Below are 14,489 nucleotides of genomic sequence, written 5' to 3'. Positions count from 1 at the left end.
ACTTCCTTGGGTTTTCGCATGACCAACCGACACGACGACGATACGCCCGACGAAGGACGTCGACGCCTGCTTGGCGGCATGGCCACGACTGGCGCGCTGCTCGCGCTCGGTGGCCTCGATGCCGCGGCGGCCGACGGCAAGCTCGCCCCGACGCCGGCACCGGGCGGCAAGGCACTCGACGCCCTGCTCGCGAAGCACATCCACAACGTCGTGGTGATCTACGCCGAGAATCGCAGTTTCAATAACCTCTTCGGTGACTTCCCCGGTCTTCAGCAGCCGCTGAGCGCCGTGCCCGCCGAGCGGCTGGTGCAGCGCGATCGCGACGGAACGCCGCTGAAGACGCTGCCGCCGATCTGGGGCGGAATGGTGCCGCACGAACAGGTCGTCGACCACAAGACGTACAAGATCGGCGAGAAGGACATCACCGGCCTGCCGAACGCGCCGTGGGCGCTGCACACCGGCGACGGCACGCCGCTGCCGCACGGCCTGGTCACGCGCGACCTCGTGCATGCGTTCTACAACAACCAGCTGCAGATCAACGGCGGAAAGAACGACGGCTTCGTCGCCTGGGGCGACAACGGCGCGCTGACCATGGGCCACTACGCCAGCGCACCGGTCCATCTGCGTCTCTGGCGGCTCGCCGAGCAATTCACGCTGTGCGACAACTTCTTCATGGGCGCTTTCGGTGGCTCGTTCCTCAACCACCAGTACCTCGTCGCCGCGCGCCCGCCGTTCTATCCGAATGCCGACAAGAGTCCGGCGCAGTTCAACATCGCGGTCACGGAAAGCGGTGAACCCACCGATTTCCGCCTGAAGATGGCCGAGGATTCGCCGAAGAGCGCGATGGACGGCAAGCCGAAGTTCGCGCACCACAACACGCTGACCCCGGACTTCTACGCGGTGAACACGATCGGCCCGCCGTACTCGCCGGGCTTCAACGTCGACCGCACGAACCCGCTGCTCGCGGATGCGACGAGCGCCAACACGCTGGTCGCGCAGACGCACAAGCACATCGGCGACATGCTCTCGGCGAAGGACGTCGACTGGGCCTGGTATGGCGGCGCGTTCCAGGCCGCGCTCGATGGCAAGGGCGATGGCGACGACGCCAGCTTCCCGCAGACGCCGAACTTCCAGCCTCACCATCAGCCGCTGAATTACTTCGTGTCGCTCGCACCGGGAACCGACGCGCGCAAGCGGCACCTGCGCGACGGCGGACTTGGCGAGACGGCGTCGACGAACCATTTCCTGGCCGATGTCGCCGCAGGCAAGCTGCCGCCCGTGACGTTCTACAAGCCACAGGGCGACCTCAACATGCATGCCGGCTACTCGGACGTCGAGGCCGGCGACCGCCACATCGCGAACGTCGTGCATGCGCTGCAGAAGAGCCCGCAGTGGAAGAACATGCTCGTGGTGGTGACGTTCGACGAGAATGGCGGCTGGTGGGACCACGTCGCACCGCCGAAGGGCGATCGCTGGGGACCGGGCACCCGCATTCCCGCGCTCGTGATCTCGCCGTTCGCGAAGAAGGGCCACGTCGAGCACACCATCTACGACACGGGTTCCATCGCACGCTTCATCACGCGACGCTTCGGGCTCGAGAAGCTGCCGGGCCTGAAGATGCGCGAAGACGCGATGGTGGCCGCCGGCGGTCCGGCGCCGGGTGATCTGACCGAGACGCTAGCGTTTCCGGGCAAGGTCTGACGGAGCCGCTACACCCGCACCCTGCCCGCTGCCGCGGGATCGCCGATGCGATAGGCTCCCACCAGGACGGCCCTGGTCTCGGTCACCCGGTGAGGCTGCTACCGAAGGGTGGGAGCCGATCGTATCGGCGATGGGTGCTTGCACCGGTCCCTCTTCAGTGGCCGCCCGTGCCGCCTGGCGCGAAGGCCCGACAGCACGGCTACACCCGCACCCTGCCCGCTATCGCGGGATCGCCGATGCGATCGGCTCCCACCAGAGCGACCCTGGTCTCGGTCACCCGGTGAGGGTGCTACCGAAGGGTGGGAGCCGATCGTATCGGCGATGGGTGCTTGCACCGATCCCTCTTCAGCTGCCGCCGGTGCCGCCTGGCGCGAAGGGTGGTTTGGCGAACCACACCGCGATCATCGCGATGCCGAAATCAGGCACGACGCTCGGCCGTATGACCCGGCTTGTCCTCTTGCGCGCCGCTTTCACGCGCTGACGCCATCCGCGGCGTCAATCAAGCTGTCCGACGCGCGTCGCGGGCAGCCGGTGAAACCACGAGCCCTATGGTCCGCGGCACGGCGCAGGCGCATGCGCGGCTGACGTGGAAGAGGGCGCAGGACGATTGAGACACTTTTCCGAAAACTTCCATATATCGCACCCGAAGGTTGACGTACCGTGCCGAGGACTCATGGCCGGCCCTTGTCTCCGGCGCGATCCCTCAAGGAAAGAGTATGCGTTTGCAAGTACGTCATGGAGCGCGGGATGAGCTGCCTCGTTTGCCCTTGGCCTGTGCGCTGCTCCTTGCGATGGCCGTCGGCGGGGGTGGGTGTTCGAGGCCGGCGCCAGCGATGGCGGCACCCACGGATGATCACCAGCAGAAGATGTCTCCTTTCGGCGCAAAGGACGCAAAGGATGACGTCCTGAGCGGCCTGCTTAGTGGAAAAACTGTCGCGTCTGTCGACCTTGGTCCCTTTTCCAGGTACTCGGAGTGTGTGCGGAGGGCTGGAGAGGATCAATTCGCGGCATTGGTCTGCGCGGACGACGAGTACAAGTCCCAGGACCATCGTCTGAACGTGGCGTACAAGCGCGCGATGGACGCACTTGGCGATAACGGTAATGGCAAATTGCGTGCGGAGGAGCGGGCGTGGATCCAGGCCAAGGACAGCTTCTGTAACTCAACGGAAGCCGCCGGGCTGGAGGGGCGAACGAGCATCGCTACGTGCTACCTGATACAGACTGCTGCACGGGCGCATGTGCTGGAAGACGTTCTGGAAAAGGCGCGCCACGATGCCGCCGACCTTGCAGCGTTTGCATTATCGCTGCCCGAGGCAATGCGCTCGTCCGTCGTTGGGGACAAAGCCGTGCTTGCGTACAAGTACGTTAGCGCCCCAGGCGGCGAGACGACGCACGCCTTGATCCTGCGGAGCCCGGGGAAGTCGGAGCCTATGGATCCCGGTGGCTGGGAGGATCGTGTTGCCTACCGGTGCGAGCTCGTCGTTGCTGCGATTAACGGGAAGAAGAACATCTTCGGGCGGTCGAGCCAGGCGGTCGACTGCGAGAACAACGTCGCTAACAGGCGCGCAGGGCCTCTGGAACTCAACGATGACTTCGAGGTTAAGCACCGACGGGTGACTTTCAGGAACGTCAATATCCGTGGTGGTTCGTATTCCTACTCGTTCGCCATGAAGAAAGATCAGTGGCACCTCTCGAGAGCAGAAAGCTATTACAGAGACGTTTCCACACCTGCGGATGCTGCCGTGAGGATCATTCAGGAAGTGGCGTCCTATCCGAGAGACTTCCGGATGATGCCTATGGAACGAATTGACGAGGCATCGCTTCGTAACGCGCTCGCCAAGAACAAGAGGACCTTACCTCCCTGAGAAGGAAGGTGGTTCTTTTAGCAACGCTTCGGCAAGTCGTCGGGACCGGCGATCACGAAGGGCTTCCATGTGCCCTGCAAGGAGTAGTGATGACATATCCCTATTATGCGCGCCCTCTTGGCGTCGCGGCAGGGTTGCTTGCGGTGCTTGTTGTCGCGTCGCAGGCCTCTGCAATCGGCGTTTCTGGCGATGGCCGCAAGCGCGGCGGGCAAGGAGAAGAGGCGACGGTCCTGTCAGCAACGTCGCTCACGGGGCGCTGGGTGAGCCTCACATGCTCGCCATCAGGATCCGACGATCTTGCGAAATGCGATTTCTTTTATCTGACGCTTTTGCAGGAAGGCAACGAGGTGTGTGGCCAGCACGATGCTGGCCTGGCTGGCGCGTCTCGTCTCGACGAAGGGTATGCGGGTTCAGTGATGGGCAGCGTGAGTACTACGGGCGCGGTGGTCGGTATCCGAAGCGGCCGGTCGGGTGCTCTGCTCCGGGCTCGAATCGTTGAGCGATCCGACACCCTGGTCTGGAGCGTCGTGGGCACGATCGAGCCCGCGAGGTACCCGGACATATCGAGCATTCCTAGTGAAACCGTGCTGAGAAGGCAAGCCGCTGCGTTAGCTGAAGCGGCCGTCGAGCAATTAGCGGGTGCCTGCAAAGGTGCGAACCGAGGTATGGAATAGATGGCAAGGAGAAGTTGATGAAGTACAGGGAACTCGACGATCGCACTTACCGGAAGCTGTGCGCAAATATTATCCAGGAGATCGAAGGCTTCAAGGGCGTCGTCTACAGGCTGGACGATGGCAAGGCTACTACGGGCTATGGGTATACGTTCAATCGCAACGACAATCTCGCCATCTGGGAGAAAGCGGGGATTCGCCTGAGCGATACTGAGCGCGAACATTTGAAGAAGGTTGACGCCGCGCCGGCACACGAGAAGACAAGTATCGCAGTCAAGTTCGGTCGGGTGCTTACGAAGGACGAGGCTAGCAACCTATTGTCTTCTTCGACGCTTGCGAATTACGAGGGTCCTGCGAACACGTTGGGTATGCCGCCTTCCGTCGAGCGAGCGGCTTACGTCGCACTGACCTATAACCGCGGTGTCGGATCGGCTGTCTCGCGAATGCAGCCTTTCCGGGACGCCGTTCGCCGGGGCGACCGTGCAACTGCCTGGTACGAGATGCGATACAACAGCTGGGGGAGCAATGCCGGTGTCGAGGTGGGGCTGCGCAAGGCGCGTTCCATGGAGGCGCAGATCTTTGGTCTCTACGACGATCCCCGGGCAGTGACCGCCACGGAAGCAAGGAGGGTCTATGAGATCATCCGCGACAATCGTCAGCATATTGATGAACTGGAGCGACGCTTCGGACAGAACTTTGATGGCCAACAATCCCGCTCTGAAACCAATGTAATTTATTTGGCGAACAGGGACTATCAATACCTCACGTCCGAGTTTGGAGCGGTCCCGACCATATCTGAGGCGATTGCCCCGGCTAGAGAGAGGTTTCTTGCTGACGCGGCAAAGCGGTCGCCCTCGATGGCGCGTTACCTGACTGATGAGGCGTTCCAGAACGGCGAGATCAACGTCGCCGAGGTCTGGGACGGGGATTTGCCATACGAGTCCATAGGCCACAGTCACGTCGTTGGCTCGCTGCAACCATCGTTCGACGTATCGATGATGGACAACGCGGACCTGAATGCCGCTCACTCGCGCCAATCACTTCGAGCATCGGTGACAGTTGCTGGAATGCCGGATCCCTTGGACGCGGAGGCGACGATGCAGCTCCAGGAAAACCTCAATAAGTTGGGACTTGTCGATTACCGGAACGAGCCCCTCTCGGTGAATGGCTCATACGACTCGTACACCAGGGCAGCCGTCGCGCGATTTCAGCATCAGGAAGGTCTCGAAATCAGTGGTGTGGCCGATGAGGTGACACGGCGAACAATAGAGAGCCGTGCGTTCATCGCTGGCCTTCAGAACGAGCATGCGCAGCAACTTCGCGCGCTGCCGACGCTCGACCATCTTCAGAAGAGCAACATCGAATCCCGTCCGATTGAGTGGCAGCGGCCGAACGCGCCGCCATACGCGGAACACCAAATGCCCGATGCCATTCCTGTGCCCTCCTATGTGGATGAGCGGGCCGCAGCCACCCAGCTTGGTCCTTACCTCAACGATCCCCGGCACCCGGAAAACGCTCAATACGCCCTCTACACCGAACTCGGCCGCCGCATACCCGACGCCTCGGAGGACCGCCTGCTCCAGTTCACCGCCGCCTGCCACACCAGCCGAATCACGGCCGACAACCTGAGCATCTGTCACCTGGACGAGCGGAACCTGACGATGGGCTTCCTCGGCAATGGCGCTCTCTCCTTGCCGGTTACCGTCGACCTTAAAAAGGCGCCCCCGGAGCCCGAGCAGGCCGTCGCGCAGATTGCGGAGTACGATCAGCAGCAGGCGTTGGTGCGGTCCGAGTACCTGGCTCAGCAACAGCAGATGAGCAGGAGCGGACCGTCCCTGTGACGTAGCGCACGCGATCTACCCTACCGTTACATCGCACGCTTCATCACGCGACGGATCGGGCTCGAGACACTGGCGTTTCCGGGCAAGGAATGGCGGAGCGGCTACACCGACACCCTGCCCGCTGCCGCGGGATCGCCGATGCGATCGGCTCCCACCAGAGCGGCCCCGCATGGGTGGGAGCCGATCGTATCGGCGATGGGTGCTTGCACCGATCCCTGTTCAGTGGCCGCCCGTGCCGCCCGGCGCGAAGGGTGGTTTGGCGAACCACACCGCGATCATCGCGATGCCGAACATCAGCCCGAAGACCCAGAACACGTCGTTCACCGCGAGGGTCGCCGCCTGCATGTCGACGATGCGGTTCAGCGCGGCGTTGGCGGTCGGCCCCTGCGCACCGAAGGTCTGCAGCCGGTCGAGGTATTCGGTCGTGGCGCGCCCGCCTTCCGTCACGTTCTCGGACAGCACGGCGTGGTGATACGTCGTGCGATGCGAGTACATGGTGGTACTCACGGCCGTGGCGATGCTGCCCGCGAGCGTACGGAAGAAGTTGGACAGGCCCGACGCGCTCGCGACCTGATCGTCGCGCAGGCCCGCGAGGATGATCTGGTTCACGGGCACGAAGAACAGCGCGACGCCCGCGCCCATGCACATGCGCGGTATCGCCAGCTCGCTGTAAGGCGCGTTCGTGCTCAGGTTCGCCATGTAGAACGACGCCCCGGCGAAGATCGCGAAGCCCACGGTATTGAGCACGCGCAGGTCGAACCGGTTCTGGAAGGCGCCGACGAGTGGCGACATGATGATCGCGAGCACGCCGATCGGCGCCACGACGAAGCCGGCCCATGTGGCGGTGTATCCCAGGACCTCCTGCACCCACATCGGCATCACCACCGTGCCACCGAAGAACGCGAACATGCCGAGCGACAGGCACAGGACGCCGACGAGGAAATTGCGTTTGGTGAGCAGGCGCAGTTCGACCACCGGGTGCTTGTGCATCAGCTCCCAGGCGATGAGGAAGGTCAGGCAGACGACGGCCACGATCGCGAGGATGACGATGTTGGTCGAGGAGAACCAGTCGTCGTCGTTGCCGTTGTCGAGCATGAACTGCAGGCAGCCCACGCCAACCGCCAGCAGGAATAGACCCACCGCGTCGATGGGCATCTTCGCCGTCTTCGATTCGCGATCGCGCAGCAGCGCGTACGTGATCACGAGCGCGAAGATGCCGACCGGTATGTTGATGAAGAAGATCCACGACCAGTGGTAGTTGTCCGTGATCCACCCGCCCAGGATCGGGCCGAATACGGGCGCGACGACGACCGTCATCGCCCAGAGCGCCAGCGCGATGGGTCGCTTGGCCACCGGGTAGTTGTTGAGCAGCAGGGTCTGCGACAGCGGCACCATTGGACCCGACACCGCACCCTGGCAGAGACGGAACACGATCAGCATCGGCATGCTCTGCGCGAGTCCGCACATGGCCGAGAACACGACGAAGAGCAGCACGGAAATCGTGAACGTGCGCACTTCGCCGAAGCGCTTCGCGATCCAGCCGGTCAGGGGCTGCATCACGGCGCTCGCCATCGAATAGGCGCTGATCGCCATCGTGCCTTCGTTGCTGCTCACGCCGAGGTTGCCGGCGATGGTGCGCACCGAGACGTTGACGATGGAGATGTCGAGCACCTCCATGAACGTCGCGAGCGCGACACCTGCCGTGAGCAACGCGAGCGCGCCGCCCTTCAGCGGTGGCTTCGCCGATGCCTGCTTCGCCTCCGCCATCGGTCAGGCGCCGCGTCGCGCCGGTAACGGCTTCGGTGTGGCGTCGACGGTGTTGGCCTTGATGATCTCCTCCGCGCGCTGGTCGGCCTCGCCCATCTCGCGCTCGTAGACGTTGGTCACCGCCAGCGGCTTCGTGCGCGGCGTCTCGGCCAGCACCTTGCCATCGCGATCATGGGTATCGACGTTGACGTCGGTCGACAGGCCGACGCGAAGCGGATGGCGGCGCAGGTCTTCGGCGTCGAGCGCGATGCGCACCGGCAGGCGCTGCACGACCTTGATCCAGTTGCCCGTCGCGTTCTCGGCCGGCAGCAGTGAGAACGCGCTGCCGGTGCCCGCGTTGAGGCCGACGACCTTGCCGTGGTACTCCACGTCGGAGTACATGTCGGTGCTGATCTTCACCGGCTGGCCGATGCGGATGTGCTCGAGCTGCGTCTCCTTGAAGTTCGCGTCCACCCACAGGTCCTGCAGCGGCACGACCGTGAGCAGGTCCTGCCCCGGCTGGATGCGCTGGCCCACCTGCACCTGGCGCCGCGCCGCGTAGCCTTCGATCGGCGAGACGATCGCGTTGCGCCCGTTGTTCACCCACGCGTTGCGGAACTGCGCGCGTGCCTGGATCACGGCCGGGTAATCCTCCACGGTGGTGCCGTCGACCTGCGCATGCGCGGCCGCCGCCTCGCGCTCCGCGGCCTGCAATGCCGCGAGCGCCTGCTGCATCTGGCGCCGTCCCGTGTCGACTTCCTCGGCCGAGACGGCGCGGCGCTCGAGCAGCGGATGACGCCGGTTGTACTCGTCGCGTGCCTGTTCGTACTGGGCGCGGCGCTGGGGAATCGCGGCGTCGGCCTGGTTGGCCTGCTGCATCCGCGCCTGCGCCTCGCGCACGGCCTGCGCTAGCTGGCCTTCGGCGTTCATCAGGCTCACGCGTGCGTCGACCGGATCCAGCCGGATCAACACCTGCCCGGCGTGGACGCGGTCGGTTTCCTCCACCGCCACTTCGACGACGGTTCCCGCGACACGCGAGGAGATCGTCACCATGTCGCCCTTCACGTAGGCGTCGTCGGTGGTTTCGCGCTGCGAGAAGACGAAGATGTACAGCAGGAGCCACGTGAGGCCGGCAAGGATGAAGACGGCCGCGATCACCGACAGGACGATGACCTTCTTCCGCTTCGCCTTCGGGTCTTCCTTCTTGTCGTCGTCCTTCTTGCCATCTTCCTTCTTTTCTTCCTTGCCCTGCTCGCCATCCTTCCGGGCGTTCTCGTCCTCGCCCTTCCCATCGTTCTTCTCGTCGTCCGTGTCGTCGTCGCGCTCGCCACGCGGCGATGCGTCCCCGTACTTGTGCAGGTACTTGTAGCGGTACTTGTACGGCTGCGGCGGCGGGGTGTCGTCGTTGGCGTCGCGCGGGCCTTCGTTTTCGGGAGTCATCGGGTGGAGTCCTTGCCGGCATCCGCGGCCGGAAGATCGGGCAGGTCGTCGGCGCGGTAACCGCCGCCGAGCGCGTGGATGAGGGAGAGATTGGCCGAGAGCGTCTGGCTGGCGAGTTGCAGGCGCGCGTCGCGTTGCTGGTCGAGCTGCATGTCCGCGTCGAGCCAGGTACGGTCGTCGATGAGGCCTTTCGAACGGCGGTCCGCCGCCTTGGCCTTCTGCGCGGCGCTGGCATCGTACTGACGGTCCACCTGCGCTCGCTGCGCCGCCAGCGCGGTCAGCGTGGCGACGCCCTGCGCGACCTCGCCGGCCGCCTGCACGACGGCGGCGTCGTACTGGGCCACGGCGGTGTCGAGCTGCGTCTGCGCGCTTTCGTACTGCGCACGAAGACGTCCGCCGCTGAAGATCGGCAGCTGCACGGACGCGCCGATGTTGCCAAGCGTGAGATCCGTCCGCGTGCCGGAGCCGAGGTCGGGATACGTGCGCAGGAACGCGCCCAGTCCGGTCAGGCTGACGTTGGGGTAGTACGCCTTGCGCGCCTGGTCGATGTTCTTCGCGGAGGCCTCGATCTGCCAGCGCGCGGCGGCGATGTCGGGTCGACGCGCCAGCAGGCCGAGACGCGCGTCGGCGGGCAGGCTCGTGTCCGCGACCGGAAGGGGCGACGGGACAAGCGTGCCCAGTTCCTTCGGCGAGACGCCCGCGAGCGCGGCGAGCTGGACGAGATCGAGCTCGGCCGCGCCTTCGAGCCGCGCCACCGAAAGACGTAGCTGCGCTTCGCGGCCATCGGCCTGATCGAGCGCCGTCGGGTCGTCGAGGCCACTGCGCACCCGCAGCGCGACCAGCTCGCGATACTGCGTGGCGCTTTCGGCGGCGTGCCTGGCGACGGCGAGACGCGCCTCCTGCGCCTGCCAGTCGAAATAGGTGTTCACCACGTTGTACTGCAGGGACGCGGCAGCGGAGGCGCGTTCGGCCTCCGCGGCGCGCGCCTGGCCCACCGCCGCGGCGACGGCGTCCTTCTGCCGGCCCCACAGATCCAGGTCCCACGTCGCCAGCGCGCCCGCGACGCCGCTGTTGCTCCAGCTGTTGCCCGGATTGAGCTGGAAGCCCTGCGCGTTGCCCGCCGCACCCGGCGCTTCACCGCGCACGTCGACATCGCTGTAGCCGTGGCTGCCGGTCAGAAGACCGCGTACCTGCGGATTCAGCTCCGCGCGCGCCGTGTCCACCGCGCGCAAGGCCGCGCGATAGCGCGCCTCGGCCTGCTCCATGTTCGGCGAGCCGCGCATCGCGACATCGACGATCCGGTCGAGCTGAGCGTCGGCGTAGCTCCGCCACCATTCGGCGGGCGGCCACCCCGCCTTGCCGCCGGGTAGGCCCGCGATGGGCACCTCGTCGCGCGGAACGAAAGCCGGGGGCCGCACCGGCGGTGCGCACGCACCGAGCAGGAACGCCGCGACGACGACGGCGACGCGCAGGTCACGGCGTCGGCGGCCCGGCGAATGGAGGAGAAACGCCATGGCAGGTCCGTATGGAAAGTTCTTGCGAACCGGACGGGCGAGATGCGCCCTCCGTCACGTATCGGGACGATATCAGCGCCCCGCGTGGGCGCCGCGTGACGGTGCGGGGCGCGCAGCGGCTAAGCTATGCCGTCGTCCCCCACTGGAATCCCCGCCACGTGAACGATCTGCTCAGCGCCATCCTCCTCGGCATCGTCGAGGGGATCACCGAGTTCCTCCCCATCTCCAGCACGGGCCACCTGCTCATCGCCGAACGCTGGCTCGGTGCGCGCTCCGACCTCTTCAACATTGCGATCCAGGCCGGCGCGATCCTCGCCGTGACCTTCATCTACTGGCGCACGCTGTGGAGCTTCGTCGTCAACTGGCGGCGTCCCGAGACGCGCGATTATCTGATGAAGCTCTCGGTGGCGTTCGTGATCACCGCCGTGCTCGGTCTGGTCGTCGCGAAGCTGGGCTTCAAGCTTCCCGAGACCGTGACGCCCATCGCCTGGGCCCTCATCGCCGGCGGCATCTGGATGATGCTGGCGGAGAAGCTTGCGGAAAACCGCCCCGAGCGCGCCGCCATCACGTGGAAGGTGGCGATCCTGGTCGGCCTCGCGCAGATCGTGGCCGGCGTCTTTCCCGGCACGTCGCGCTCCGCCGCGACGATCTTCATCGCGATGCTCGCGGGCACCAACAATCGCGCCGCCGCCACGGAATTCGCCTTCCTCGTCGGCATCCCCACCATGTACGCCGCCACCGGCTACGAGCTGCTGAAGACGTTCACGCACGGCGGCGCGGCGGGCGAGGACTGGACCGGTCTGGGCGTGGCCTTCGTCGTCTCGACGATCGTCGCGTTCGTGGCGGTGAAGTGGCTGCTCGGCTACATCCGTTCGCATCGTTTCACCGCGTTCGCGGTCTACCGCATCGCGCTCGGCATCGCGCTGCTGCTGCTCCTTCCCGCCGGAGGCTGACCCGCTTCCATGGATGGCACCCGTTACCGGCTACTGGACCTCACCATCGACCTCGCGCGCCAGCGGGTCGAGCGCGATGGCCGGTGGCTCGACGTGACGGGGCTCAGCTTCCGGCTGCTTGCCTGCCTGCTGGAGCATGCGGACCGCGTCGTCGGCTTCGACGAACTGATGGCCGAGGTCTGGGCGCCGGCCGTGGTGAACGAGGAGACCGTCACGCAGCGCGTGCGCTTGCTGCGCCAGGCGCTGGGTGACGACGCCAGGCAGCCGCGTTACGTGCGCACGGTGCGCGGGCGCGGTTACCAGCTGGGCGCCCCGCCCGTGCCGCTGACGAATGGTGGAGCGCATCGCCGCTTCCTCTGGCCCGCCGTCGCCGCCGTCGGCGTGCTCGCGGTCGGAGGCGTCGCCCTGGCGTTCCTCTCGCACGACCGCAAGCCCCCCGCGAGCGCGCAGCGCGACGTGCTCGATCGTGCGCGCTGGTACGCGGCGATGGGCCAGCGGGAGAACAATGAACGCGCGCTCGCCCTGTACGAGCGCGCGTTACGCGACGCGCCGGACGATGTCGACGCGCTCGCAGGCGCCAGTCGCGCCCGTTCCGCCCGTACATGTCTTTACAACGCGAGTGCCGACGAGGCCCGCGAGGGGCTGAAGCTGGCGTCGCGCGCCGTCTCGGTCCGGACCGACAGCGGCAACGCGTGGTCGGCCCTGGGCTACGCGCGCGATTGCCTCGGCGACATCGCCGGCGCGATCGGCGGCTACGAGCGTGCCGTCCGCCTCGATCCGGATGACGACGCGAGCCGCGCGTCGGCGGCCTACCTGTACCAGGAGCAGGGCCGCCTCGCGGACGCGCTGCGCGCGAACCTCGACATGCGCGGCGATCCGGCGCGCGTGCGCTTCCGCGAGGTGCAGGTGGCTCGCGAATACGAGCTGCTCGGGTTCACCGCGCAGGCGGAAACCCATTACCGCCACGTGTTCGACCTGTCGCCGGACAACGTCTTCGGCAACATCGCCTGGCCCGCGTTCCTGTTCGCGCAGGGACGCCTCGACGACGCGCGCGCGGCGGTCGCCGAGTCCCGCGCCCGTGGCACGGCGCGCGCCGAACTCGCCCAGCTCGACGGCGAACTCGCGCTGTCGCGTGGCGACCGCGCCGGGGCCGCGCACGCGTTCGCCGAAGCGAAAGCGCTGCGGCCCGACGCGTCCCTGCCTGCCACGCTGGCGGCATTGCATGGCGAGGCCCCCGTCGATCCGGCGTGGCTGCGCGAACGCATCGCCGGGCTGCGCACCGCGCTGCACGACGATCCCTGGCCCGCGAGCCGGCTGGAGCTCGCGCTGTTGCTCCAGGCGGCGGGCGACACCGGGGGCGCGCTCGCGGCGCTGTCCGACGCGGTCGAGAGAGGCTGGCGCGACGCCGCTTACCTGCGCGTGTCGCCCCTGTTCGCCTCGTTGCGCCGGGCACCCGCGTTCACCGACGTCGTGGACGCCATCGAACGCCGCGTCGCCGCCGAGCGGCAGCGGGTGCGGGAGGCGCCCTGGTGCCCGCCGGAGCTGGGGTCGCACTGAGCCAGGCCCTTAACGCGGCAACGCGGCGAGCACGATGTCCCGGAATATCCCCTGCGACTGCGGATGCGCGAAGCCCTGGTTGTAGGCCTGGCTCGTGACGACGGCGACCAGTCCGCGCTCGGGCAGGACGAAGACGTAGTTGCCCCCATTGCCGCTCATGGCCCATACCTTCGTTTCCACGCCGTGCACCGGAAAGCGGAACTGCCACCACTGGTAGCCGTAATCCGCATCGTCCCGCGCCTGCGCGCGGACGGTGAGCATCGCGTCGATCCACGCGGCGGGCAGCACCGGCTTGCCCTGCCAGCGTCCTCCGTCGACGGCGAGCTGGCCCAGCTTCGCCAGGTCGCGCGACCGGTAACGCGTGCCGCCACCGCCCATGCCGATGCCTTCGCTCGACGTGTTCCAGCGCACCGCCGTGATGCCGAGCGGGGCCTCCAGCACGTCGTGGGCGAACGCGGCCAGCGGCTGCTTCGTGGCGCGCTCCACCACGGCGCCCGCGACGAAGCTGCCGGCCGTGCAGTAGGCAAACGTACGGCCATGCGGCGAGTCCTTCGGACGCGTCACCCATGGCGCGTAGCCGCGGATCGGGAGGTCGAGCGCGAAGTCGAGCCACCGCTCGGTCACGTACATCCGCTCCTCGTTACCGGACGAGAACGGATTCTCGTCGTCGCATTCCCAGATCGAGCTCATCGTGAGCAGGTCTTCGAGCGTGATGGTGGCCTTCCGCGCATCGGGGTGCGCGAGCCGCACCTCCGGGAAGAAGGCGTAGACCGGCGCCTTCACGTCGCGGATGGCGCCGCGCTGGATCGCAGCGCCCACGAGCATCGCCGTGACGCTCTTGGTGGCCGAGCGCACGTCGTTGAGCAGTTCGGGCGAACCGCCGTTGAAGTAGCGCTCGAACACCAGTCGACCGTGGTCGGCGACGACCAGGCTGGTGATCTTCTTATAGGTGCCGTCGGCGACCTTGTCGTCGAGGGTGGCGAGCGTGGCGGTGTTCCAGCCGAGCGTGCCGGCGTCCGCCACGGCCCAGCCGTCGGACGCCGCCCGAGGTGGCTCGTAACGGCCCGCCGCGGCGGTGGACGACACAAGAATCAGGGTGAGAAAGCAGAGGTGACGCGTTATGCGATGCATGGTCCGGGGCTCCGTTGGTGGAGCCCCGAGTCAACCGTGACGGCGCCTGAAGTGCCTGAAACCGCGATGA

The 14,489-nt window shown here is 66.4% G+C and carries 10 protein-coding genes; 6 read left to right on the top strand and 4 right to left on the bottom strand.

Annotation, left to right across the window (positions count from 1 at the left end; translation table 11 throughout):
• Nucleotides 1-18: 18 nt before the first annotated feature.
• The 4 genes from acpA (at nucleotide 19) to BMW54_RS16585 (ending at nucleotide 6,078) form a co-directional block, all read left to right on the top strand.
• A complete protein-coding gene (gene acpA, locus BMW54_RS16595; protein ID WP_090058263.1) occupies nucleotides 19-1,701 on the top strand; it encodes an acid phosphatase in 1,683 nt (560 codons plus the stop codon).
• Nucleotides 1,702-2,534: 833 nt separating this feature from the next.
• A complete protein-coding gene (locus BMW54_RS16590) occupies nucleotides 2,535-3,566 on the top strand; it encodes a lysozyme inhibitor LprI family protein (RefSeq protein ID WP_175472900.1) in 1,032 nt (343 codons plus the stop codon).
• 89 nt (nucleotides 3,567-3,655) lie between these two features.
• On the top strand, nucleotides 3,656-4,240 hold the full coding sequence (locus BMW54_RS18640; RefSeq protein WP_139206130.1) for a hypothetical protein: 585 nt from the start codon (nucleotides 3,656-3,658) through the stop codon (nucleotides 4,238-4,240).
• Between the two features lie 17 nt (nucleotides 4,241-4,257).
• Nucleotides 4,258-6,078: a peptidoglycan-binding protein gene (locus BMW54_RS16585; protein ID WP_090058261.1), complete on the top strand. Its 1,821-nt coding sequence runs from the start codon at nucleotides 4,258-4,260 to the stop codon at nucleotides 6,076-6,078.
• Nucleotides 6,079-6,297: 219 nt separating this feature from the next.
• On the opposite strand, the gene BMW54_RS16580 is transcribed toward BMW54_RS16585, so the two are convergent.
• The 3 genes from BMW54_RS16580 to BMW54_RS16570 are packed head-to-tail and all read right to left on the bottom strand — an operon-like array spanning nucleotide 6,298 to nucleotide 10,778.
• Nucleotides 6,298-7,845, bottom strand: coding sequence for a DHA2 family efflux MFS transporter permease subunit (locus BMW54_RS16580; RefSeq protein ID WP_090058260.1), 1,548 nt, complete (start codon nucleotides 7,843-7,845; stop codon nucleotides 6,298-6,300).
• Between the two features lie 3 nt (nucleotides 7,846-7,848).
• Complete coding sequence (locus tag BMW54_RS16575) at nucleotides 7,849-9,264, bottom strand: HlyD/EmrA/EmrK family protein (RefSeq protein WP_090058257.1); 1,416 nt, start codon at nucleotides 9,262-9,264, stop codon at nucleotides 7,849-7,851.
• Nucleotides 9,261-10,778: an efflux transporter outer membrane subunit gene (locus BMW54_RS16570; protein ID WP_090058254.1), complete on the bottom strand. Its 1,518-nt coding sequence runs from the start codon at nucleotides 10,776-10,778 to the stop codon at nucleotides 9,261-9,263. The genes BMW54_RS16575 and BMW54_RS16570 overlap by 4 nt, the downstream gene beginning before the upstream one ends.
• A 158-nt stretch (nucleotides 10,779-10,936) precedes the next feature.
• Between BMW54_RS16570 and BMW54_RS16565 the strand changes: the two genes are divergently transcribed.
• Both BMW54_RS16565 and BMW54_RS16560 read left to right on the top strand, forming a co-directional pair.
• Nucleotides 10,937-11,731, top strand: coding sequence for an undecaprenyl-diphosphate phosphatase (locus BMW54_RS16565; RefSeq protein ID WP_217642670.1), 795 nt, complete (start codon nucleotides 10,937-10,939; stop codon nucleotides 11,729-11,731).
• Nucleotides 11,732-11,740: 9 nt separating this feature from the next.
• Complete coding sequence (locus tag BMW54_RS16560; protein WP_090058250.1) at nucleotides 11,741-13,288, top strand: winged helix-turn-helix transcriptional regulator; 1,548 nt, start codon at nucleotides 11,741-11,743, stop codon at nucleotides 13,286-13,288.
• Nucleotides 13,289-13,297: 9 nt separating this feature from the next.
• Here the strand turns inward: BMW54_RS16560 and BMW54_RS16555 are convergent, their stop codons facing one another.
• Nucleotides 13,298-14,419, bottom strand: a complete 1,122-nt coding sequence (locus tag BMW54_RS16555; protein ID WP_090058248.1) for a serine hydrolase domain-containing protein — start codon at nucleotides 14,417-14,419, stop codon at nucleotides 13,298-13,300.
• Nucleotides 14,420-14,489: the final 70 nt, after the last annotated feature.

The organism is Luteibacter sp. 329MFSha, from assembly GCF_900111665.1.
Taxonomy (GTDB): domain Bacteria; phylum Pseudomonadota; class Gammaproteobacteria; order Xanthomonadales; family Rhodanobacteraceae; genus Luteibacter.
Note: the sequence above shows the minus strand (reverse complement) of the source record. Positions and strands in the feature narration are given on the sequence as shown.